The sequence below is a fragment of the Paenibacillus sp. GYB006 genome (assembly GCF_036577645.1).
Classification (GTDB): domain Bacteria; phylum Bacillota; class Bacilli; order Paenibacillales; family Paenibacillaceae; genus Paenibacillus.
The window spans coordinates 557,217-580,991 of the sequence record NZ_JARBDA010000002.1 but is presented as its reverse complement, the minus strand read 5'-3'; the positions used below and the strand labels follow the sequence as shown (position 1 = coordinate 580,991).

Here is a 23,775-nt window from a genome sequence, read left to right as displayed (position 1 = left end):
ATTGCCAATTATCTTAAACTCAGTTTATTTATCACTTGAATTTAATATGCAAGTATCCAGAGAATAAAAAAGAAGAAATACAGATATCTGCATTTCTTCCCGATGGTCAAACTTATAAAAGAAGCTCATAAATATTGAATTATCAATAAAACGTAACTGAAAATTCTGTGGATGGATTTCATCACATCAGCGTATAAGTTCTATCTTATTACTGTCATTAAACTCACTTATAATAGTCTCAGCTACGAGTCCCCCTTCTTGGTTAAATCCTTTAATTTCTATAGGAGGAACACTAGACGAAGGTATATTCACAAACCAGATCGTTTTTTCCGAATCAATATCTACTAGTTTGGCCTTATGCACTCCACTTTCCTTGGTCTCGGCCGTTATACTTTTTATAGACGGGTCCAAAACATTGCCGATGACCATGGGGAAAGGGGTAGATAACTTATCTATTTTAGACATACTCATATAAATGAGAGCAGCATTTGATTTTGATGAACCAAATCCTCCGCCCCATACCCATTTCCATCCGAGCCCTGCTTTCCTTACAAACTCCACCTGAAGATTCGTTGTATCCTCTTTTTCGGGATGATTCATGAAAACTAGCACTCCCTCTTCAACAGGCTCTTGATAAATGACTCGGTTAGGTGAATCGTTCCCTCTGAATTTTTGGACAGCCTCTTCAGGAGTCTTGCCAAGTGGAATCTTGATTGAACTCGTCATTCCTAAAGCCTTGGATGTACGATGATCAGAAAACCCGCCTGGTCGATCATTGAGAAACATGATAAAGAAGAAAAGGAGTACGCTAAGAAGAACAATGGTTATTATCCAAATTAATCGTTTGTATCTTTTACAAATTTCCATATCTCCGCCTCCAAAAACATTATTCATTAATAACTAAAGGTCAAGGTCAAGTCAAGCTCATGCTTACTCTTGTTAAAACTGACATATCGTTCATTATAATCTAACGCAAACTATTGCGTGAAGTTACACAACAAAGGTTATAAAATTACGAAAAATAAAAAAGAAGAAATACAGAAAGCCTGTATCTCCTCTTTTCATACCAATAACTATTTATTTACTTTTGTATAAAGTGTTTCTTGAGCAACTTGTGCTAGTTCCTCGGCTTTGTTGCTGATCTCCATAATTGTTGCTGAGAATTCTTGAATCGTTATAGCCTGGGTATCTGTTAATGCGTGGATATCGGAAAAAGCATGATTTAATAGCATCAGAAGTTCCTGAATGTTATTCGTAATGCCATTAATCTGATTCACATTCTCTTTAGAACTTGTCGCCAGTTTTCGAATCTCGTCGGCTACGACAGAGAAACCTCTTCCCACTTCTCCAGCTCTTGCTGCTTCTATAGCTGCATTAAGTCCTAACATGTTACTCTGATCTGATATCTCCTTAACCACACCAGAGATCTTACCAATCTGCTGCGCACTGGAACTAACGTCATCCATTTGGCTTGTTATGCCGCTCACCCGATCGTTAAGGTGGGTTACCGACTGACTGATGTCTTCGATAGATGCCGTAGTCTGTTCGACAATAGCGGAGAAACTTTCTGCCATTTCAAACAGTTTATTCGCTTTTTCTAGACTGGTACCCATTCCCACACCGCCAATAACATTCCCCTGTTCATCATGTAAGGGTATTGCACGGGCAGCCAGCGGAAATCCAAATAATTCTTTTGGAACAACCGCCGAAAGCTCGGTATTATCCCTAATCGCATTGGTTACAATATCCCCTTCTACCAAAGGGTCGCCAGGAGTGACATTCAGTGAGAACGTATTGCCTGGAATGTTAATGATCAGCTTTTCGGTATCATAAATACCAATCGTAATGTCATCATTGGTTAGTCTTTTCAATAGGGGTGCGATCTTTACGAAAGCTCTAATCAGTTCGTGCTGCGTGTGATCTTCTGATTCCTGATTCATGGTATCTCCCCCTACCCATTAATACGGAAAACTTCTTTGTCCGTAGTTGACTGAAATCCATTTCATCGTAGTGAATTCATCCAAGCTCCATTGTCCATTCAAACGGCCCATCCCTGATTGTTTCTCGCCGCCAAATGCTACAATCGGTTCGTCATTAATCGTAATATCATTTACATGAATCATGCCTGTGTGAACTTTCTTCGCCATTTCTACTCCGCGCTCAACATTGGATGTATGAATGGCTCCGCTAAGTCCAAACGGTGTATCGTTAGCTATTGCAATTCCTTCTTCTTCGGTCTCAAACGGAATAATACATACAACCGGGCCAAACAACTCTTCTTGAGCTACTGCCATATCCGTCTTCACATTAACAAGAACGGTCGGCTCTACCATTCTGCCCGTGATTTTGCCTTCTACAAGAAGTTCTGCGCCTTGTTCAATACCTTTTGCTATGAGTTTTTGAAGTGTCTCTGCTTGACGATGATTGATAACCGGACCAATTACCGTCTGCGGATCACTCGGATCACCAGTCGTTAACGAAGTGACTTTCTCTTTGAATTTAGCTACAAACTCTTTATATACTGAGTTTTGTACAACAATTCGGTTTGCACACATACAAATTTGGCCTTGATGTGTAAATCTGCTGAACGTTGCAGCTTGTACTGCATAATCAATATCTGCATCTTCCAAAATAATAAACGCACTGTTTCCGCCCAGTTCAAGCAGCGGTTTTTTATAGTTTTTAACGGCCAGTTGACCAATATAACTTCCGACTTTTGTCGATCCAGTAAATGAGATAATTCTTGGAATTGGATGTTCTACAAATGCATCGCCAATCTCTTTAATATCGGTAACAACCACATTTAATAGCCCTTTTGGTAATCCTGCTTCTTCGAAGATTTTACCAATGAGAGTTCCACCCGTGATTGGTGTATCCTCATGTGGTTTCAATACTACGCCATTACCGGCACCGAGTGCAGGTGCTACAGATTTCATGGACAAGAAGAATGGGAAGTTAAATGGACTAATTACTCCCACCACACCTGCTGGGCTTCTATACAATCTGTTTTCCTTACCATCTTCCGTAGAAGGTAAAATCTTGCCTTCCATACGAATTGGGAATGTAGCTGCTTCTTTAATCATATTTTTCACTAGGCCAATCTCAAAAGCTGCTTTCATACGCGTTCCACCCAGTTCTTGAATGATCAGGGATGTAATTTCTTCTTCATTTGCTTCTATGTATGTAACTGCTTTTTCTATAATATCTCTTTTTTTGTATGCGTTAACTTTATCCCATTCGAGTTTTGCTTGGTGTGCTGCTTGATATGCATCATCAATATCAGCGACATTCGCTATATGGAACGTAGTAATAACTTCATCATTATATGGATTGATATCAGGTAATGTTTTTTCACTCTTACCATCTCTCCATACCCCATTAATAAATTGTTTTCCTAAGTCTGTAAACTGCATTTTCTTCCTCCTATGTAAACTCTATTAAGTTAGTATTATTTATATATCGACATCATGCAGGTAGTTGTTAAGACCCATTTTAAAATTCATTTTAGAATGAGTTATATTATTATATTTCGATTAATGCCAAGTATATGTTTTTATTACCTTCAAATGTATATTGAAAGCTGTTTATTGAATATTAAAAAAGCCGCCGTGATGGCGACTTATCCAGGATTTCTCCATATAGATTTCATCTGAAGTCTTGTATTGTAATATCCATTTATAGTTTCAGCAGTTTTTCTGCATTTATATGAGATATCTTTTCTTTATCCAGATTACGAATTGGGGCATTTTCTATAAAAGCTCGTGCCTCTTCATTCTTGATGAAAGGGTAATCTACAGAATACATAATTCGATCTGCTCCCATAATCTCCATGTTCATCATCAGCTGTGGGATACTCCACATACCGCTTGGCGTAACGTACATATGGCTCGTAAAATACTCCGATACACTGCGCTGAAGGTGCTTCGCCGCCTCAGACAGAGTGGAGTCCATTCTATCCAAAAATGGAGGAATCATTTCTCCCCAATGACCTAGAATGATTTGCAAATTAGGATACTCATCAAAAATACCGCCAAGAATCATACGCATGGCATGAATACCTGTTTCGGCATGCCATCCAAAACCTGACGTGGCAAAGCGAGTGCTGACAAGCGGATCAAAACTACCATAATAAGATTCCTGTATTTCCTTCGATATTAACGAAGGATGTAAGAAGAGGGGAACGTCCAGAGCAGACGCTGCTTCAAGAATAGGACGAAATTTCACATGATCAAGAAACAGTCCATCCGTACGTCCATTTATCATAAATCCTTTGAAATTCAGCTGACGAACGGCTCGTTCTAATTCAAGTGCAGCCTGTTCCGGTGCAGCGGTAGGTAACATGGCAAATCCAACAAAACGATCAGGATGTGCTTTTATGGCGTCTGCCAAATAATCGTTAGCTTCTTTTGCGAAAAAAATAGCTTCCGATGGGGGAAGGATTTGTGCTCCCGGAGCTGAATACGACAGACACTGAATGTCGATGCCATTCGCGTCCATATTTGCTAGGCGAAGGCTTCCCATATCGATCAGCTCTTCCTGACTGGGTGAGCCTCCTAGTCCATTATTGCCATAAGCTTCATAAAAGTGAGGTGACAATTTTTCAACCTGTTTTTGAATATCTGCATTCAGTGCAGGGTTAGTAAAGTGTTCTTCAAGCGCAATGATTTTCAATTATCACACCAACCAGTCTATTAATGTATGTATTTCTATCGATGTAAGTAGCGGTAATGACCTTTATTCAAAAAAATTTTTCTGTTTAAATAATTTGATAAGGTAAATTGGAGAATTTGTATTTCTTATCATTATCTTTCATTTTAACGGTTACCGGGAAGATGGTAGCTTTCTGACTCGTTGGCAACCAGATCCGGTCTGTAACCACTACAATAAATAGTCCATGTTCATCCCCAACAGGCTGAAATATGGAGCGATCCCCTTTCCATAAAGGCAGGTTCATGTCTGCTTCTAATGCAGAAACTACGCTTTCCACATCCGGAACGGGTAATCCCACTTCACTAACACATAGAATATCTTCATTCGTAAATTCATGGGAAGAAACACTTTTACTCTTAATATTATGGCGAGCGATAAATTCAACAATGTTCCCTGCCGGATCACAAAAATAGACAGCGTGAGCGTTCCAACTTTCAAACTTGAACTCATCTTGCGACTCGTCTTTCAGCAAAGTAACCCGTTCTGACAAATATGCCTTGGCAAGTTTGAACTTGTCCTCATTAATATTCACTGCGAAGTGATAAAAAGGTTTCTCTTCCTCTGCTTCGGTTAGAACAAATGTGAGATTCGTTTGCCCAACAGCAACTGTAAAGGAATTGGTATCTTCTTTTACTAAACCGAACCCTAAGGTATGGACATAAAATGTTTTCAAATCCTCTAATTCGTGAGTATTCAATATAACCTCTTCAAAAATCAAGATTCACCACACCATTCCTATGATATTTAAATATTTCATATTTCTAATTTAACATAATTGGAGCGAGCCAGATGTTCTACTGTCGAACTTTTCTAACGAATACATTAAAAACATCAGATATGATTTGTCTTCTAGCGAATACGACTAAAACTTATCGTTCGAAAATCTGTATGATTGTAGCTTTGCCATTTCTCACCTCAACTTCAGCTGCTGCTCCGTTCACCAAAGTAATCTGAGGTGGCATATGCCCACAGTCTATATCGTAGACGATAGGGATACCCAGTTCTGCCCCAATTTCTTCGTATACATCCAGTACATCATAACCTTCTACTGGCTTATTCGCATGGCTTCGTCCAAATAAAATACCACTGCAATGTGCAAACCAACCTGCCAGTTTCATTTGAATAAGAGACCTTCGAAGGTCCGTTGCACTGAGTTCACAATTTTCTAGATACCAAAGAATCGGTTCACCATGTATATACTGACGCTGAAATGTCTCAACATCACCGTAAGGAGTCCCTATCAAATGCCGGATCACATCAATGCAGCCACCTAGTAAACGACCACGCAGAGTCACATCAGATCCTAAAGTTGTCTTCCACTCGGTAGGTTCTGTTAATTCGAAAATACAGGGTGAAGGCTCCTCATGTTTCCATTTCTTCTGATATCGTTCTGAAGAGATTTGCTGATTTGTTTTACCCGGCCGTGTAGCTAGAACCGTTTCCCACATGGCAGTCGTCTCGTCCGAATATATTCCTCTTATATCCATCAGATTTGTACCATGCGCTGTAGCAATACCCGTCATTAGCGTAATAGCCAGCAGCAACACACTAGTATCTGAGTAACCCAGGATCCACTTTGGTTGAATTCGTTCATATCCAATCTGATCCACGATCTCAATTAATAACTCCCCGCCCCAAGGCGGAAAAATCATACCGATTTTGTCATTCTGCAAAAAATCATTAAGTTCATCTGCACGTATGCTGGCAGATGCTGATTTTGCTTTGTGCTGAGCCCACACCGTTTGACCGCAAACCACGCGGTATCCTTTCCCCTCTAGACGAAGGACTGCCTGCTCAAGCAGTTTATGTAGTGTATTCTCAACTCCCGATGAAGGTGCAGTTACTCCAATGGTCGTTCCTTTTTCTAAAAACGGCTACTGAATCATCGGATTCCTCCCATTTCTATTTTTTAGTGGATTTTTAATTTTTTCGATATTATAATCTATCTTTTTTTAGAATAATATGTTTTTTTGTTTTTAATACTAAGTTAATGAGATAGATATCAAATAAGGTTGGTTATAGGAGGAGTAGATAGAAACGATATAGATCTTATTATTGTGAATTTTTCATATGTTGAAATAATAATATTAATGGTAGGTTATGCCTCTGAGTAGAAATCAAGAATTAACCTTATATGAAAAATTCATATAAAAAAACAACCAGCTTTACCGGTTGCCTTTTTGATTTTTATTCAATTCATTTTTTGAGATTTGTATTAACCATTTCTTCTCAAGCACCCATCCAAAAATAAATGGAGGAACAATGGAACAAAGATAAACAACAAACCACTCAGGTCGAATTAGAAAATGAAAGGGAATACTAAGTATGACCCCCATCAGTAAATAGTACATACATCTCCAAATCAAAGATAATCTCTTCATGCGATCATGTAATAGAAGCATTATCATATTTGATATAAAGAAAATAATGATGACAGGAATTAGGAATCCAAGATAATAAGTAATTAAACTAGTCAATGAACGAAAATCGTATCCTGGGAACGGATCATAAGGTTGAATCATCGTTAGTATATATAGTAATAACATACTTAGCACCGAAATTAAGACGGTAAATAGCATGAACCGACTGAAGCTTTCCATAGGTTCAACTTCATTCTCGTTTTTCATCTATACTCCTTTATCAGTATGAGCGTTAGTACTAATAATCTATCCTTTTAATCTGTTCTCTCCGTAGAAGTATGTAGTTCTCTGTATTTGGCCGGTGTAATCCCTTCCTTTTTTCGAAACGTCGCCACAAAATGACTCACATCGTTAAAGCCAGTCTGTGCGGACACTTCTTTGAGAGTTTTATCAGGATTCATGATCATCATTTTTTTAGCTTGACGGAGACGCAGGTGGATCAGGTAAGAGTAAGGACTCATACCAAATGCATCCCGAAAAAGCTCATTCAAGTACGAAACACTCATATTCGCTTGTTCCACCATCTCAGCCAGTCCCACGTTCGATGAAAAATGCTCTTCCATCCATCGCACAACGGGACGAAGTTTATCATAATATTGAGATAATGAGGGCTGTTCGTCACGCATACCGTAATTTCTGAGCAGCATAAGAAAACGATAGAGTGCTGTAGATAATTCCATTCCAGAGAGCTCCGTACCCCAGTCCGCTTTATGAATCATCTCTTCCATGAGAGATACGAAAGATGCACCTTCTGAATCGATAGAATAAATTGCAGAAGTATTCATATCAAGCGAGTTCAGTACAGCTTCAGCAGCAGTGCCGCCGAATGTAATGTATACGGTTACCCATCGATCCGATGCAGGGGAATAGGAATGAGGTGTGAATGGGGTGAGCAGTACTCCTTGACCTGATGTCAGCAGGAAGCGTTCTCCCCCCATTTCCATACTTCCTTCCCCTTCCAAAGTATATAGCCAGTGATAATACGGGTATCCGTCTGTTCGTGTAAATATCCGTTCCCAAGCACTATATCCAATCGTTTCAACAAATAATGGAAGTGAGCGCTCTATTGTATTAAATACACATCTTTTGTTCTCGTCGCCCCAGTTCATCTTCTCCTCCCCCTTAAATAGATCCTTCAATATTCATATGATAACAAAAAAAATCCAAGTAAAGAGCTCAAAACAACTCTATACTTGGATTATTTCGATTCTTTTATTTTAGAAATACATCTAATGAAGCAAGCGCCTTACCCTCAAAATCGAACAATCCTTGGTTGGCCCAATGATTTCCCATTTCCGAGACATCGTTGCCATATTTCATACCGGCCAAACTTGCCCAGCTCGTCCCTTTTACCGGCAGCCACGCCGGCTCCCAGTATACAATACCGAGACCTTTTCCGTCAGGAACTTTACGGACTGTCTCCATTAAATCTTGAAGAAACTGCCCCTGGCCTTCCACTGTTGGCGGGTATCCAGCAATCTTGGACATTTCTTCTGTGAAAATATCTGCTCCAGACAAACTTTCCGTCGTATGTCCATAAGCCGTTTCTACAACAAGCACCTCTTTATTAAAGCGAGCACTGATATCTTCCAAATTAAACTGTAAATCTTCGAGACCGCCATGCCAGATCGGATAGTAAGATAACCCGATAATATCATAATCTACGTTACGTTTACTCATTTCATCAAACCATGTGCGGTATAATACATTTTGCCCACCGGCATCAAGGTGCAAAATAATTTTCATAGGTCCTGCTTCTCTCGCTGCCCGCACCCCTGCTTTCAAGAATGCTGCAAGAGAATCGTACGACTTATCCCACTGCGCTGCTTCTGTTTCTTCAAAACTTTGCTTCTCAGGAACATAGTTAGGTGTTTTACCTTCTGGCCAAAGCATGCCGTTCGTTGTCTCATTCCCGATTTGTACCAGATCCGGCATAACATCACACAGTCTGCATACTTCAAGCACTTCCCTGGTATAGCGATATACTTCCTCTTCCAACCTATCACCTGTATAAGACTGCCAAGCCTTTGGCTTGTCTTGTTTCTTGGGATCTGCCCAAAAATCACTGTAATGAAAATCCAGCATAAATTGCATTCCGTGTGCTTTTGCTCTTTTTGCCAGTTCAATCGTCGTCTCCAGATCATTCGTGCCGCCCATATATGGCTTACCTTCTTCATCATATGGGTTCACCCACAAGCGCAATCGAACCGTATTGAGTCCTTTTATTTGTAATATTTCGAATAAGTCTTTTTGTTCCTCACCTAGATAATATCTCCCTCCGAAGTCTTCAACTTCTTTCAGCATGGAGATGTCTGCACCTTTAACAAACAAACGAGTCATAAAGTTCTTCCCTTCTATGTGTCAATTCACATATTATAAAGCGTTTTCAGGTAGAGTTGATATATAAAAAACGATGGGTAAATGGTATAAGAATATTATGTATTCAAGATGTTAAAAAACATGAAAAAGGACGAAATACCAGGGTAGTCCCTGAATATTCGTCCTTATTTTCTTTTATTCAAAAAGTAATTCCAAGGCTCTCTTTCGAAAACTTATCCACCGAAAAAGAAGTCGATGATATTCGAAGCCTTCGAGGATTTCTTGTTATAGAATTCGGAATACCCGCAATTTTTGCAGTAAACTACAATAAATTGATTATTTTGTATATCAAACATTTTTGATAATCCAGTACCTGTCATCGCAACTTCTTTGGTGTCCGCTTCCAAACCTCCGCATTTAAAACAACCTCTTCCACTCATTTAAAATCGCCTCCTATTTATATAGTTATGAATACGAATTGGAATCATCTCAGGTTTCAATCTCTATCTTGGAAATTTGGAATAAAGAGTCATACATGACTCTTAAAAACATTTGACAATTCTATATATTGATATAAAATTATAAACACAGTCTATATATAGTATGAATTTAATGCCTTTTTTACCAATCAAGGGGGATAAGATATTGTTAATTGTTTATGATTCCATGACTGGGAATGTAAAAAGATTCATATCGAAGCTGTCACTTCCGGCAGTTCAAATTCAGAATCAAATGACGATTGATGAACCCTACGTACTCATCACATATACGACAGGTTTTGGACAGATACCTGAGAAGGTGTCTTCTTTTTTGCAAAAAAACTCAAAATACCTGATTGGCGTTGCTGCCAGCGGTAACCGCAATTGGGGTGAACGTTTTGCCAAAAGTGCAGATTTAATATCCGCATCTTATAACGTTCCTGTTATTAGTAAATTCGAATTATCCGGTACAAAAAGTGATGTTGAATATTTTAAACAAGAGGTGAGCCGCATTGCGTCATATTGAATTAAACAACATGTTACTACAGCGTGACTCTGATGGTTTCTTTCAATTACATAAAGACAAAGAAGCTGTAGAGGAATTCATGAAAGAAGTAAAAAGTAAAAGTCTGCAATTTGCGAGTATCGATGAGCAGATTAAATATATGATTGAACAAGATTATTACGAAGATTTTTATGCTGTCTATACCCTGGATGAAGTTAGAACCGTATTTGAAATTACACACGGCTATGGTTACCAGTTCCCTTCCTACATGGCAGCATCCAAGTTCTATACGGACTATGCACTTCGAAGCCGTGACCGAAAAACCTACCTTGAATCGTATGCTGATCGTGTAGCGGCAGTCGCTCTTCATCTAGGGCGAGGTAACTTTGATACGGCTTGTTTGTTGTCTCGTTCAATGATGGAGCAGCGCCTTCAGCCTGCAACTCCCACATTTTTAAATGCAGGAAAAAGTCGGCGTGGTGAACTCGTTTCTTGCTTCCTGCTTGAAATGGATGATGCACTCAACTCGATTAACTATGTACTGAACACTTGTATGCAATTATCCAAAATTGGCGGCGGCGTTGCGGTTAACTTATCCAAACTGCGTGCTCGCGGGGAAGCTATTAAGGGTGTTGAAGGTGCTGCTAAAGGAATTACGCCTGTTCTGAAACTGATGGAAGATGGTTTCTCTTATGCAGACCAGATGGGACAACGCAAAGGTTCGGGAGCAGCTTATTATAATATTTTTGGCTGGGATGTAATGGAGTTCCTCGATAGCAAAAAAATCAATGCAGATGAGAAAATCCGTCTAAAAACCCTTTCGATTGGACTTATTGTTCCGAATCGTTTTTATAAGCTCGCTCAAGATAATGAGCCGCTCTATGTTTTCGCTCCTTATAGTGTATATAAGAATTATGGAACACATTTAGATGATATGGATCTTGACGTGATGTATGACACGCTGCTGGCTGACGATCGTGTGAAGAAGAAAAAAGTCATGGGTGCTCGCGATATGCTGACCAAAATAGCGATGGTTCAGCTTGAATCCGGCTATCCGTATATCGTCAATAAAACAAACGCGAATCAAGCTCATCCGCTAAAAAATGTAGGACAAGTAAAAATGTCAAACCTCTGTACAGAGATTTTCCAACTGCAGGAAACTTCTGAAATTACGGATTACGGTCAGCCCGACATGATCCGCAAAGATATTAGCTGCAACCTCGCTTCTCTTAATATCGTGAATGTGATGGAGAGCGGCAAGCTCAAGGAATCAGTTCATGAAGGTATGATTGCACTGACCTCTGTCAGCGATATGACTCATATTGACAATGCTCCAGGTGTCGCAAAAGCAAATGCTGAAATGCATTCTGTCGGCCTCGGTGTAATGAATCTTCACGGCTATTTTGCCAAAAACAAGATTGCTTATGAGAGCAACGAAGCCAAAGACTTTGTGCGTACCTTCTTCATGACAATGAATTATCACTCCTTGGAAAAAAGTATGGAGTTTGCTAAGCAAACGGGGCAGCGATTCTATGGATTTGAAAAATCAGATTATGCGACAGGAGTTTATTTCGATCGTTATCTAACCACCGATTACCGTCCTGTAACATCCAAAGTACAAGCATTATTTAATGGAATCTACATTCCTACTCCGGAGGATTGGGAAATACTGAAGTCTGAGGTCATGGAACATGGTCTCTATCACGCGTATCGTATGGCTATTGCTCCAACAGCAAGCATTTCTTATATCCAAAACGCAACATCCAGTGTAATGCCGATCGTAGAGCAGATTGAGACACGTACCTATGCAAATTCAACAACGTATTATCCAATGCCATACTTGCAAAAAGATAATCTCTTCTATTACAAATCGGCGTATCAGATGGATCAATTCAAAGTGATTGACTTGATTGCAGAAATTCAGCCTCACGTTGACCAAGGTATTTCGACCGTACTGCATGTGAACAGTGATGTATCGACCAGATACTTAGCTCGGTGCTACGTCTATGCTGCTCACAAAGGGCTCAAATCTCTGTATTATACACGTACTAACAAGCTAACAATGGAAGAGTGTCTTGCTTGTTCTATATAAAAAGTAATGATCTTTTAGAGCTACTGAAGATAGGAGTTTGATATAAAATGGCGGCAATTCAAGCTGTAAACTGGAATCGTGCAGATGATGAATTCACACTGATGTTCTGGAATCAGAACATCATGCAATTTTGGACCGATGATGAAATCCCTTTATCCGATGACAAAATGACCTGGGTTACGCTCAGTGAGACTGAAAAAGATGCTTATATGAAAGTTCTTGGAGGCCTTACCCTCCTAGATACCATTCAAGGGGGCGTTGGGATGCCCCAGATTATGGAGCATGTTGACGGGCTGCAGCGTAAAGCCGTTCTTAGTTTTATGGCAATGATGGAACAAATTCATGCGAAGTCGTACAGCAGTATTTTCACAACCCTGGCATCAACGGAAGAAATTGACCAAGTATTTCGCTGGGTAGAAGAGAATCCTTATCTGCAAACCAAAGCCGAAATCATTCGTGAATATTATACAAGCATAGAAACTTCAAAAGATTTATATATGGCGATGTGCGCTTCTGTCCTGCTTGAGAGCTATTTGTTCTACAGTGGTTTCTTCTATCCGCTCTATTTAGCGGGGCAAGGAAAACTAACGTGCAGTGGGGAAATCATTGATCTCATTCTACGTGACGAGAGTATTCACGGTGTATATGTTGGTGTGTTAGCACAGGAGATCTATGCCACTTTAGATGCTCAAGAACAAAGAGAGTTGTATCAGAACCTCGTCGATTTATTACAAAAGCTTCATCTCAACGAATTGCAATACTCGAAAGAGGTTTATACCCCTATTGATTTAGTGGAGGATGTAGAAGTATTCTTGCGCTATAACGCTAACAAAGCGATGATGAACCTTGGTTTTGAACCTTTATTTGATGACGAAGAAGTGAACCCGATTGTGTTAAACGGGATTAGCACTCACACCAAACAGCATGACTTCTTCTCCAAAAAAGGAAATGGTTACATTCGTGCTTTGAAAGTAGAACCTCTGACAGATGATGATTTCAATTTTGATGAATTCGATAAATAAGAAATCAAAAAAACTCAGCCAGTTCTTCACAAAGAACTAGCTGAGTTTTTAAAGAAGTTTATTAAGGAACCCCGTCTTTTTCAAGACATGGGTTCCTTTTATTTTACATTAACCCATTACTGTAACCCAAAAATGAGATAACGGCATGACAATCAAGAGCGCGGGCAACATGTTTGCAATAGGGAATGATTTTATTCCGCAAATACGGAAACCTGTAGCAATCATAATAATTCCGCCAGTAGCTGTAAAGTCTGCAATCATCGTTGCATCCGTCATAGGTACGATGAAACTTGCACTCAAAAACAAAGTTAAAAGTATAAAGAATTGGGGCACGGCAATGGTCATAACTATAAAACCAAGAGCAGTTGCAAAAATCGCTGCGGTAAAGAAATCAAGAAATGACTTGGTTAATAGAATCGATGGGTCCCCAGTCATCCCTTCATTAAAAGCGCCAAAAATACCAGTACCGCTTGCACAAAAAAGGACCACGATACCCACAAATTGTTCCATGAACAGTTTTGGATCTTGAATTCTTCCCGTATCCTTAAAAATTTTGTTAATCGGTTTCTGAACAAGGGTTGCACAATGCTCAATCCCTTTTTCTAATTTAAAGATTTCCCCGATTATGCTTCCCAAAATTAAGGATAGGACTACGGCAGGCAAGGTTTTTAATTCAACGGTTAGGCTGATTCCCATTACCATTGAGGCTAATCCGAGTGTCAAGGGTAACGCCGTGCGTAATCTTTCTGGTATTTTATTTCCTAATAAAGCTCCAACTAAACCACCAATTAAAACGGTGAAACAATTAACAATAACACCTACGGGTAAATGCATTCCATACTCTTTCCTCTCTTACGAAGTTCTAATAACAAGTAATCAATAATAGCCCCCTATCACTATGTACATCTTTCTCAGCAATACTAGATTGATACTTAGGTATTAGTCGATGTTCTCCCCTTTTGCAGCAATAAATATGATTATATCAACTACAATTTTTTGGAACAATTAATATTGTCATTGAGAACTAAAAAAAGCCGCGCTGATTGGCTGCGGCATTCATCGTTTGTTACATATATTAGAAATAATCTTAACTATATAAAATTATAAACCTGCTGATCGCTTTAACCTTTCTGCTATCTGAATAAGATCTTCTGCCGAGATTCCCGGCGCAAATTCTTCGGGTAAATCCGGCAGTTCCGGTACGGGTCCACTATATCCTGGCAGCCCCGCAAACGCCTCAAGTTTCCCCCCATCTGTTGGATGAACCCCTTTCCAGATCTGGGCAATTTGCTGATAGTCTTTGTCACTGAACGTGTAAAGTCTTCGGTGTTCTCCGGCTGCTTCCCACTTTCTTGTCGTATCAAATACTTTATTATCGAGCCTAGGTATGGGGAATAGCTTGGTTACATCGACTCCTGTTGCCATTTCAAGCGCTTTCGCATAAGCCAAAATATGTACACCGCCGCGCGCAAGTAAATATCCGGTCATTTCCCGAGCCGCCGGATGATCTGTCATTTCATACACTCTCATTTTATGTGTGCGCGCTCCGCATTCCAGGAAAAAATTATGCAATAAATCGAATATAAGATTCCCGCTGCTTACCACATACGACCCGTTCCAGGGTCTTCCCATAGAATCATAAGGAAGTGCCGTCTGTGCAGACTCAATAAAATGAGATGTCATCCGTGCATCTTTACCTACTCGCAGCGGTGTTGTATCTGGATCTCCTGGAGATGTCGTACCGCTAAGCATAATATTAATCGTATTTGCTACAAGCTCAACATGACCAAATTCTTCTGCTGTGATGCTCGCCACGATATCATAGAACGGACGCAACTTAGATTTGCCTCTAAAGTTGAAGGACTGAAACATATAATTATTCAAGGTCGACATCTCTCCAAAGCGTCCACCCATAAGTTCCTGAACTGCACTGGCACCGTTCGGATCCGGTCCTGAAGACAGGGGAAGCGGCAATTCAATTGCGAGACGGTCTACTCGTTTAAACATTCCTATTTCCTCCTTAAATGCTCTTTGATTCATGTTATGTGACGATACTCGCGCGTTATGCATGGACAGGTTTTTTTGTCATTTATTGTTGTTGATTTTATAAAAACGCAGGAAACACAAAAAAGAGCCCCTCTAACCAGGGCTCTCATTCGTCAATAGATCGTGTTTAATTTAATACGTTATACTCAAAATTAGAAAACTCAGCAGTTCCCCCGATTTTTTCTGTAGAGAATAAAAATAAACCGATGCGGCATCCCATAAAATGATCCAATTTATACACCATATGATGTGTAATTCCAAGTTTTCTCCAGCTCTCACCGTCTAAGTAGTGGAACATACACTCATCCGTGTTATTTATGAAGTTCGCCGATGCTTTCAGCGTCACTTTGTTTTCTTTTACGGGAATTTTTGCATAGATGTCACCGGGCTTCATATCTACTAAATTTCCAAAGATCGACTTATCGTCGGTATCTCGAGCGATCATTACCAAGTAATATTGCCCAGCCTCTTTCGTTAGAGCAATCAATCCATAGGTGCCGATTAAGAAACTCAAACCAGCATAATCCCCCTCTTGCAGTTCACTGCCATCTAGTGTAACTACTGCTTCACATGCAGGCCCCATCGCTCGCTGCGTCAACGTATTCTGAGCAAACGTTAGATTGGGACTGATTTTTCCCGATTGAATACGGTATGTCCCCGGCTTATCTGTCACCGACCATAGTTCATCATTCGGGATATGATTCCACTGCCAGAAATCTTTCAGCTTCACTTTTCTATTCTCATCCGTATCATAACGAAAATCATCGCTTCCGATCAGGGGCTTATACTCATAACCGGGTCTCGTACTTGGGATCTCAATACATGTTGGGGCCTCTTTCGCAAATACCGGAAAATCATCTTCAAAATGCAGAGGAACGATAACCGGGATACGGCCTACCGCACCATGATCCTGGAATAACATAGCATACCAGTCTCCATCAGGCGTATCGACAATCCCCCCTTGAGCTACTCCTGCATTAAAATACCCCATGTCATCATTAAAAACTTCTCCGCCTGTAAATTCACCCTCTAAAGAATCAGCAACATAACAAGCCTGCGTTCTGCGTCCTTTTGTAGCAGGTGTAATATGTATAAAGAAAGCATAGTATTTTCCGTTTATTTTATATAGATGGGCGCCTTCATAACCTAAGAAGTACTCTCCCGGTTCTCTCACGATAATTCGACTCAGTCCGTCTGGCTTTGGTCCAGATAAGTCTTCTTTTAGTTCGGTAAGATGAATGTCAGCGTTACCATAAATGAGATAAACACGGTCGTCGTCATCAAATAGAAGAGAACAGTCATGATAAAACCCTTCAATATACTGTTTTGTCCACGGCCCATTTATATCACTTGCTGTATACAAGTAGGTTTTGTGCGTATCGTTTGCTACAAAAATGACATAAAATTTCCCTTTGTGATGACGGATAGATGCTGCCCACATCCCTTGGCTATAGATTTGCTGATCTCCCTCGAGCCTTTGAGCAGGTGTATCTTCAAGTATATCGTATACATGAGTAGCTACTTCCCAGTTGATCAAATCATAAGAACGCAGAATAACACACCCCGGCATCATATGCATCGTCGTACTAACCATATAATACGTATCTTCTACTCTAATCACGTCAAGATCCGGGTAATCGGCCCATATAATCGGATTGTTCTTCATGTTGTATCTCCTTCATCTTTTTGATATTTTCGAAGATTGATGAATTCATCCGGTTAACTTCAAATGATATCCAGACATAAGCTTCATGTGTAAAATTATAGAATATAGTTCTATTTCAAACAATGATATATACTGATAAAAACTTGATGTATTCTATGATCGGAGATTTTGTATGACTACAATTTACTATGTTGGATACGACGCAGCCCATCCTGATGATTTTATCTATGACATACCAAATGGACATGATTTTTGGCTGCTCATTCTCACTCAAACACCAGCCGAGTTTTGGATACAAGGAGCATTAAAGGAATATCCCGCAAACTGCGCAGTACTGTTTCCACCTCATCAAAAGATTTTTTATCGTGCCTGTTCTCATCAATTTGTTAACGATTGGATTCGATTTGATTCTAGTGAATCCTATGTGACCGGAACTACTATTCCGCTTGGAATCCCCATTCCCTTGCCGGATCCGGGATATTGCCACCAGTTGTTTCAACTGCTTGCCACCGAAAATTTCTTCAGCTGTGATTATAGAGAGCTCTCGATTGATTATTTGATGAGGATTCTATTCAATAAACTTTTAGAAGCTTCAAATTCTAAAGAAAACACACAACATTATCAAAATTTGCTCAGTTTGCGTAAAACAATAAATAATAATCCAGGTTTCCATTGGACCGTCCCTATCATGGCAGATTATCTACATATTAGTCCTGGTTATTTACAAGCCTTGTACAAGTCTACTTTCGGCATCTCCTGTATGGACGATGTTATTCAGTGCAGGATCCAACTTGCAAAAGAAAAACTGAGTCACGGACAGCTAAGTATAGCTGACATTGGATCCATATGTGGATATAAGAACGTAGAACATTTCTCCAGACAATTTCGTCAGGTTACGGGCTTTACTCCTCGTGCTTTCCGCAAATCCGTTAATTCTCGAGGTAGCATGAAAGTGAGTGAATGAGTGCTTCTTATATTTGATTTGTTTACTCTTTCGAAAACTTATTACTGAATTACATTCGATCTTCCACGTCGTTTCTTATTTATGCTGCTGAATTCGTCTTCTTCTGAGCAGCAACATTGTTCCTCCATACAATACAAGGCCTAAACCAACCACTCTCGTTATCAGGTGGCTAGTTTCTCCTGTCTTAGGAAGTGTCGCTCCTCCAGTACCAGAATCTCCGGTTAGTGTAGAATTACCTGTTGTTCCATCATCTTTTGATGTTTCATCCGGTGAGACTATTCCACCTTCATCATCTGTAGTCTGACCTGGAATCGGGTCAATTGATGTCCCTGGCTCCTGTTCACCAGGGTCAACAGACACTCCTGGATTTTCTGGTTCAGGATCAACAGACGTATCAGGATCCTCTGGTTTAGGCTCTTCAGGTGTAACTGGTTGTTCCGGATCTACTGGATCTATAGGGGTAGGATTCGGATCAACTGGCGGATTCGGATTACCTGTAGAAGGTTCGCTTGGATCCACCGGAGTGGAAATCTTGTTATTCGTCTTTTCAACGATAAAAGTTTCCGTTTGCTTATTTGTAATTTCAAAATCCACTGGAGTATTATCTAACACATAACCTGCTGGTGCTTTAATTTCAACCAACTGATATTTATTCGGCATTAAATCTTCCAAATAAAGCGCGCCATTCTGGTCAGTTGTGAGCTTAGCTTCCTCTATACCTGTAACTACTTGATATTCATAATTTGCATCTTGGTCAAAGATTTCGCTTAACGCTCGCAGTTCAAAAACAGCTCCTGGAAGGGCCAGTGTTTTTGATGAATTGTATTTAATTAAAGTTACTGAACGGTCGTTTTCTTTATTCTCAATCGTAATTTGAGTTTCCGGTTTTGTAATGGAGACTTGGGTTTCTGGTATCTCAATAACAAAACCATCTGCCTTAGTTTCTACTAATTTATAAGGTCCATATGGCAGACTATCAAATTCAATAACCCCGTTAACATCCGTACTTTTCTTACTTATCACGGTATTTGTACTATCGCGCAGTTCAAATTCGATATCTTTTAATACAGACTGATCTTTAGCATTCACTTTAGTAACGACTAATTTGCCATCTGTGCCTAGTTCGTTTGTTTGCGTTAACGTAATGATTTGCGTTTGATTAGAAACAATGGTAAAAGAAATCGGTGTTGCATCCAATTTATAATACTCAGGAGCTTGTATTTCTATCAATTCATAGTCTCCTGGAACTAAATTCCCTAATGCTATTCTTCCATCTTCACCAGTTGTCAAAACTTCCACAAGTTCTGTATCTTGGCCTTTCTTCAAACGCAGCTCGAAAATTGCGCCTTTTAACTTCTTCGTAAAATCATTAGAATCAACCTTTGTTAATTCAAATCCCTGACGAATCTTTTGATTCATCACTTTAAACGGTACACTAGGATCCTTAAATTCTATTATTTTTCCTGTTTCAGAGCCATATTCGGAATCTACTAAATATCCACTAGGTGCAGATACTTCTTTTAACTTGTACGGCAATCCGTTCGTTTTATTATTAGATCTGTAGTCTCTAGAGGTTTCTGTCTCTCCGTATTCATCCGTAGGTTTCAAGGTTTCCAAGAGTGTAGTTCCAGTAGCATTGTAAATCTGGAAAATAGCTCCTGCGAGCGGTTGATCTGTATCATCAACTTTCGTTATCTTGATCTTACCTTTACCCGTTGATGCTCCTCCACCTGCTCCAGCCAGTGAAACTTTAATTCCTTCTTGATTATCATCTCCCTTTACAGAAGAAGACTGTCCTGCAAAATCAACCTTATTACTAATTTTCTCACCATCATTTGCATTAATGTATGAACTATATTCTAGAATAAATGCAGTGTTTAATGCTTTGTTAAATGTAAACGTAAAGGTATTACCGTTAACTTCTAGATCATAATCATTTGCATCAACCAACTCTGATTTTTTTGAAATCTGACCAGAATTGTTTTCAGGTAACTCTGTTTTATATAATTTCAATGTATCTGCGAGTAAAATTTGATTCTCAGATAACGTATCAGTGAGCTTAGAACCTGCTGCAATATACGACTGGCTTGGATTTATCGTTACCGTCCAGGAGGCAATGTCTGTTGATCCTTCTTGTTTTCCTGTTTTGTTTACATAAATACCCCCATGCTTAGGTGTAACCACTGCAGATTTGTCAAACCGCATTGGACCGCTTTTTCCATCCCTCAAGGTTGCATGATTAGAATAATTACCAACAATAGGGGTTGCTCCATCAAGACTCGTCTTATACTTAATACGATACGCTTTTTCACCTATGTTACCAAGATTCAATTGAAAGCCCTTTTTGTCCTCATTCAGTTTAAATTGATCTTCTGCAAACGTAAGCTCATCGCCGACTGAAGTAGCATTATTAGCTTCGTTTAAATTAAGATTGTAAACCTTCAAAGATCCATCTACAAAAGTTTGGTTTCCAGTAAATTCGTCATTCATAATTGCATCTTGAATATTAAACAAATTGTAATTCACATCAACAGTCCAGGTTATCGATTTATCTTTTGCATTGTATTCACCTATTTTATTTCCGTTATAAACCGTATAATCTTGAGGTATTACAACGTCAGATTTGGTAATAGGACCCTTTGCTATACCCGATTCATTCCACGCTAGCGTGGCTGTATTTCTATACTCATTATCTTTCGGCTTATTTTCAGCTGTAGGATCAAACGTTGTCGTATAGGTGATTTCAACCATGTTACTAACCGTTACGTCTTTGTTTAACTGAATAACAAACCCTTTCTCATAATTTGCGTCACCACTATTCGCTACAAGCTGATAGTCTCCTTCTTTAATTCCAGAAACCACTAACGATCCAGGTTTCAATTTCATATTTCTATCCGAGTAATCATCTGTGATAACAATGTCCGTCATGTCCTTCAAATCACGGTTTAGAACGAGTTTCCACGTAATTTCTTTTTTATTGAAATCTTCAGACAATTTACTTTTTGCAAAAATCACTTCTTTGATGCCTTTTTCCGTTTCTACTTTTGTTCCATCGTACATATATACGGAATTGGTTACCGTGGTATCGTTATAAACCCGATCAATCGCTTGCGTCTGATATTCAATTACATAAGCCGTATTGATATTATGGTTGAATTGCAACTTTAAGCCATCATCAAACCCACTATTTACCCCACTTAGAGTATATTCACTAGACGCCAACGGATCTTTATTTACAGTCGGCTTTCCGCTATTATCGATGTCCACTTGATAAACTTTCACAGAATCTTCGACTAATTTCTGTTTCGTTGTGTCAAAAGAGTCTTCAATCCATGCGTCAGCCTGGGAAATCGATTGTTGATTATAATTATACTTAACTTTCCAAGTAATCGTCTGGGTAACCGGATCATACTCACTGTCTTGGCCAGTCTTGTTTAACGGTTCATTGAAACTCACAGTGACTTTACCAATAGCAGATTGGTCGTACTGTCCGTCATTACCGGTCAAACTAGTTTCATTCTTATATTCTCGATTTGTAAAAGGGGCTGTAGTTGGTGCTACAACACTGGTGGTATATGTAATTCGGTACGCTTGATCAATATCTCCAAAGTTAATCGGAAACTCAGTTTTTGTATCAATTACATTTCCTGCGATCACCGACCCGTTTAATTGAACTACCAAAGGTCGAATTTCAATATTGCCTTTTAGTTTTAAATCATCAGGAAGAGTATCCGACAGAACTGCATTCTCGATTGTATTCTCACTTTGGTTGAAATCAATCGTCCATGTTATTTCATCAGAGTTAAAGTTATTTTTATTTGCTTCACCCGATTTAGTGAATGCATCTTGGGCATTGTTCGCAAAATTCACATTAATAATGCCTTGTCCCACGGAACTAAAGTCGAATTGTTGCTGTAAGCCATCATCCATCTTACTTTCATCATATGATATCCAAACATAGAAATTACCTTCTAATGTCTGTCCGATCGAAGCATCATCTTCATCAAAGATAAACGTAACTTCGCCATTAGGTTTAACGAAGTATTGTCCAACATCTCCATCCAATCTATCGCTTAATTCCGATCCAATCTTGAATTTGTCTGGTAAATTAAACGTATAGATGGAGTCTTTACCTTTGTATTCAACCTCCCAAGTGAAAATGACAGCTACTTCATCGTCAATGTTCGGTCGTACTTGCTCAATTGATTCTCCTTTTATTATTAAATCGTTACTCTCGTTAATTTCTGGTTTTTGATTGTACATTTTAACACTAGTAATAATGTTTTCCTTTATTTCTAGTCCTCTAGAATTATCCGTGTTTACTGAATCGTCCTCCAAATAGACAGAATCAGTAACTGTCACCACAGTCTTCTCTTCCGAACTAGCCGTCTTTTCATCAGCATGGATTGACACAGAAGGAAATACCAAATTGCACAATACCATGACTACCAAAAACAGAGGAAGCATTCTCTTGAAATTGTTCAAAACTCTCACATCCACCTCTCAATTAAAATAATGAAGCTGAGTATGCCAAGAGCAACATGAAGACACAACAAAAACACGAAGGGTCTCCCTTTATGCGGAAGTTGGACTTTACAAAATCGTTTTAGAGAGATTCGATTTCTCTCCTAATAGCTTTTGTTAACATCGTAACTTCAGCTATACTATTTTATATTTTCCTATCGCCTTAGAACTCATTAATTTCTTCTTATCTGAGGCAGTTACTGAAAATATTATGTCCACTTCTCGCTAGATTTCTATTATTGCCCTTTGCGGCTCACATACTTCGACATATTATATATCATTTAGTAACTTAATGCTAAAATTTCCTGTACTATTTTTCATTCGACTAATTTGGCTTTGACTATAAGGCGATGTGTGGGATTAATCAGCGGATCGCACGTAACCAACGTTAACTCTTTATCCACATCATTCCCCTCCAATACCCAAACATCTTGAGGTTCTACAATCAGTTTCTCAGTAACTTGATATTGAAACGAGCTATCTTCGTTTCTAATATCTATGATATCTCCTATCTCTAACTCATCGAGTCTATTAAAATTTCGCCCATAGGTATGACTTCTATGACCTGCTATCGCGTAATTTCCGGTTTGGCCAGCTTTACTCGTATTTTCAATACTCGCTAAGGTTGTTTTCAAATTTTCTTGAGTAGCTCCCTGCAAGATCGGCAGCTTCAAAACAATTTTATTAATTGTTAAAATTCCTTCCATATTCTCATATTCACTAAAAGCCGATTTAAGATCTTCCAGACTTGTATTCATCATTTCATCATGATTCGTTTCACTTACCTGATCCATTTCTTCTTCAGTTTGCTGAATATTTTGAAAACTTTCCTCCCAGCTTTGAATCAGTTTCTGCTGCTGATAATCATAGTATCTTTCGGATAAATCCGGATAAAAAAGTACAAAAAGACCAATCACAACGATGGATATATACATTACTTTTACTTTCATTTTATTTTCATCACTACCTTTCCTCTCTAACCAACAACGTAATAAAGTCATTCAGCTTCTATGTACACTTCGCTACAA

19 protein-coding genes are annotated in these 23,775 nt (G+C 39.1%); 4 read left to right on the top strand and 15 right to left on the bottom strand.

The features are described from left to right. Nucleotides 1-186: 186 nt before the first annotated feature. The 10 genes from PV403_RS08085 to PV403_RS08040 form a co-directional block, all read right to left on the bottom strand. Nucleotides 187-867, bottom strand: coding sequence for a hypothetical protein (locus PV403_RS08085; RefSeq protein WP_332084136.1), 681 nt, complete (start codon nucleotides 865-867; stop codon nucleotides 187-189). Nucleotides 868-1,073: 206 nt separating this feature from the next. After that, nucleotides 1,074-1,940: a methyl-accepting chemotaxis protein gene (locus PV403_RS08080; RefSeq protein WP_332084135.1), complete on the bottom strand. Its 867-nt coding sequence runs from the start codon at nucleotides 1,938-1,940 to the stop codon at nucleotides 1,074-1,076. Between the two features lie 18 nt (nucleotides 1,941-1,958). Next, nucleotides 1,959-3,413, bottom strand: a complete 1,455-nt coding sequence (locus PV403_RS08075; protein WP_213532268.1) for an aldehyde dehydrogenase family protein — start codon at nucleotides 3,411-3,413, stop codon at nucleotides 1,959-1,961. Between the two features lie 262 nt (nucleotides 3,414-3,675). Beyond that, entirely contained in the window at nucleotides 3,676-4,671 is a 996-nt protein-coding gene (locus PV403_RS08070) for an amidohydrolase family protein (RefSeq protein ID WP_213532267.1), read from the bottom strand. 85 nt (nucleotides 4,672-4,756) lie between these two features. After that, a complete protein-coding gene (locus PV403_RS08065) occupies nucleotides 4,757-5,407 on the bottom strand; it encodes a VOC family protein (protein WP_332084134.1) in 651 nt (216 codons plus the stop codon). 172 nt (nucleotides 5,408-5,579) lie between these two features. Next, a complete protein-coding gene (locus PV403_RS08060; protein WP_249717157.1) occupies nucleotides 5,580-6,560 on the bottom strand; it encodes a S66 family peptidase in 981 nt (326 codons plus the stop codon). A 315-nt stretch (nucleotides 6,561-6,875) separates the two neighbouring features. Further along, complete coding sequence (locus tag PV403_RS08055; protein WP_332084133.1) at nucleotides 6,876-7,337, bottom strand: hypothetical protein; 462 nt, start codon at nucleotides 7,335-7,337, stop codon at nucleotides 6,876-6,878. Between the two features lie 47 nt (nucleotides 7,338-7,384). Further along, on the bottom strand, nucleotides 7,385-8,239 hold the full coding sequence (locus PV403_RS08050; RefSeq protein WP_332084132.1) for an AraC family transcriptional regulator: 855 nt from the start codon (nucleotides 8,237-8,239) through the stop codon (nucleotides 7,385-7,387). Between the two features lie 103 nt (nucleotides 8,240-8,342). After that, nucleotides 8,343-9,470: a glycoside hydrolase family 53 protein gene (locus tag PV403_RS08045; protein WP_332084131.1), complete on the bottom strand. Its 1,128-nt coding sequence runs from the start codon at nucleotides 9,468-9,470 to the stop codon at nucleotides 8,343-8,345. Nucleotides 9,471-9,682: 212 nt separating this feature from the next. Next, nucleotides 9,683-9,889: a zinc ribbon domain-containing protein gene (locus PV403_RS08040; RefSeq protein WP_191799791.1), complete on the bottom strand. Its 207-nt coding sequence runs from the start codon at nucleotides 9,887-9,889 to the stop codon at nucleotides 9,683-9,685. A gap of 205 nt (nucleotides 9,890-10,094) precedes the next feature. Here PV403_RS08040 and nrdI point away from each other — a divergent pair, with 205 nt between their 5' ends. The 3 genes from nrdI to nrdF are packed head-to-tail and all read left to right on the top strand — an operon-like array spanning nucleotide 10,095 to nucleotide 13,547. Further along, nucleotides 10,095-10,454: a class Ib ribonucleoside-diphosphate reductase assembly flavoprotein NrdI gene (gene nrdI / locus PV403_RS08035; RefSeq protein ID WP_213532263.1), complete on the top strand. Its 360-nt coding sequence runs from the start codon at nucleotides 10,095-10,097 to the stop codon at nucleotides 10,452-10,454. Then, nucleotides 10,441-12,525, top strand: coding sequence for a class 1b ribonucleoside-diphosphate reductase subunit alpha (nrdE, locus tag PV403_RS08030; protein WP_213532262.1), 2,085 nt, complete (start codon nucleotides 10,441-10,443; stop codon nucleotides 12,523-12,525). The genes nrdI and nrdE overlap by 14 nt, the downstream gene beginning before the upstream one ends. A gap of 47 nt (nucleotides 12,526-12,572) precedes the next feature. Beyond that, a complete protein-coding gene (gene nrdF / locus PV403_RS08025; RefSeq protein ID WP_332084129.1) occupies nucleotides 12,573-13,547 on the top strand; it encodes a class 1b ribonucleoside-diphosphate reductase subunit beta in 975 nt (324 codons plus the stop codon). 108 nt (nucleotides 13,548-13,655) lie between these two features. Here nrdF and PV403_RS08020 read toward each other — a convergent pair whose 3' ends face one another. From PV403_RS08020 to PV403_RS08010, 3 genes are all read right to left on the bottom strand, one after another. Beyond that, on the bottom strand, nucleotides 13,656-14,381 hold the full coding sequence (locus PV403_RS08020; protein WP_332084128.1) for a DUF554 domain-containing protein: 726 nt from the start codon (nucleotides 14,379-14,381) through the stop codon (nucleotides 13,656-13,658). Between the two features lie 267 nt (nucleotides 14,382-14,648). Beyond that, complete coding sequence (locus tag PV403_RS08015; protein WP_332084127.1) at nucleotides 14,649-15,554, bottom strand: manganese catalase family protein; 906 nt, start codon at nucleotides 15,552-15,554, stop codon at nucleotides 14,649-14,651. Nucleotides 15,555-15,720: 166 nt separating this feature from the next. After that, entirely contained in the window at nucleotides 15,721-17,259 is a 1,539-nt protein-coding gene (locus PV403_RS08010; RefSeq protein ID WP_332084126.1) for a glycoside hydrolase family 43 protein, read from the bottom strand. 172 nt (nucleotides 17,260-17,431) lie between these two features. Between PV403_RS08010 and PV403_RS08005 the strand changes: the two genes are divergently transcribed. Beyond that, nucleotides 17,432-18,223 (top strand): helix-turn-helix domain-containing protein, encoded by a 792-nt coding sequence (locus PV403_RS08005; protein ID WP_332084125.1) that lies wholly within the window; start codon nucleotides 17,432-17,434, stop codon nucleotides 18,221-18,223. A gap of 75 nt (nucleotides 18,224-18,298) precedes the next feature. Here PV403_RS08005 and PV403_RS08000 read toward each other — a convergent pair whose 3' ends face one another. Further along, nucleotides 18,299-22,708 carry a collagen binding domain-containing protein gene (locus PV403_RS08000; RefSeq protein WP_332084124.1) on the bottom strand — a complete coding sequence of 1,470 codons (4,410 nt, stop codon included), beginning with the start codon at nucleotides 22,706-22,708 and terminating at the stop codon, nucleotides 18,299-18,301. A 356-nt stretch (nucleotides 22,709-23,064) separates the two neighbouring features. Beyond that, nucleotides 23,065-23,697: a class D sortase gene (locus PV403_RS07995; protein ID WP_332084123.1), complete on the bottom strand. Its 633-nt coding sequence runs from the start codon at nucleotides 23,695-23,697 to the stop codon at nucleotides 23,065-23,067. Nucleotides 23,698-23,775 lie beyond the last annotated feature (78 nt).

Bases quoted from the DNA above. Each gene is read 5' to 3' on its own strand.
- PV403_RS08085 (WP_332084136.1), bottom strand. From the start codon at position 867: ATGGAAATTTGTAAAAGATACAAACGATTAATTTGGATAATAACCATT.
- PV403_RS08080 (WP_332084135.1), bottom strand. From the start codon at position 1,940: ATGAATCAGGAATCAGAAGATCACACGCAGCACGAACTGATTAGAGCT.
- PV403_RS08075 (WP_213532268.1), bottom strand. From the start codon at position 3,413: ATGCAGTTTACAGACTTAGGAAAACAATTTATTAATGGGGTATGGAGA.
- PV403_RS08055 (WP_332084133.1), bottom strand. From the start codon at position 7,337: ATGAAAAACGAGAATGAAGTTGAACCTATGGAAAGCTTCAGTCGGTTC.
- PV403_RS08050 (WP_332084132.1), bottom strand. From the start codon at position 8,239: ATGAACTGGGGCGACGAGAACAAAAGATGTGTATTTAATACAATAGAG.
- PV403_RS08045 (WP_332084131.1), bottom strand. From the start codon at position 9,470: ATGACTCGTTTGTTTGTTAAAGGTGCAGACATCTCCATGCTGAAAGAA.
- PV403_RS08040 (WP_191799791.1), bottom strand. From the start codon at position 9,889: ATGAGTGGAAGAGGTTGTTTTAAATGCGGAGGTTTGGAAGCGGACACC.
- nrdF (WP_332084129.1), top strand. From the start codon at position 12,573: ATGGCGGCAATTCAAGCTGTAAACTGGAATCGTGCAGATGATGAATTC.
- PV403_RS08020 (WP_332084128.1), bottom strand. From the start codon at position 14,381: ATGCATTTACCCGTAGGTGTTATTGTTAATTGTTTCACCGTTTTAATT.
- PV403_RS08015 (WP_332084127.1), bottom strand. From the start codon at position 15,554: ATGTTTAAACGAGTAGACCGTCTCGCAATTGAATTGCCGCTTCCCCTG.
- PV403_RS08010 (WP_332084126.1), bottom strand. From the start codon at position 17,259: ATGAAGAACAATCCGATTATATGGGCCGATTACCCGGATCTTGACGTG.
- PV403_RS08005 (WP_332084125.1), top strand. From the start codon at position 17,432: ATGACTACAATTTACTATGTTGGATACGACGCAGCCCATCCTGATGAT.
- PV403_RS07995 (WP_332084123.1), bottom strand. From the start codon at position 23,697: ATGAAAGTAAAAGTAATGTATATATCCATCGTTGTGATTGGTCTTTTT.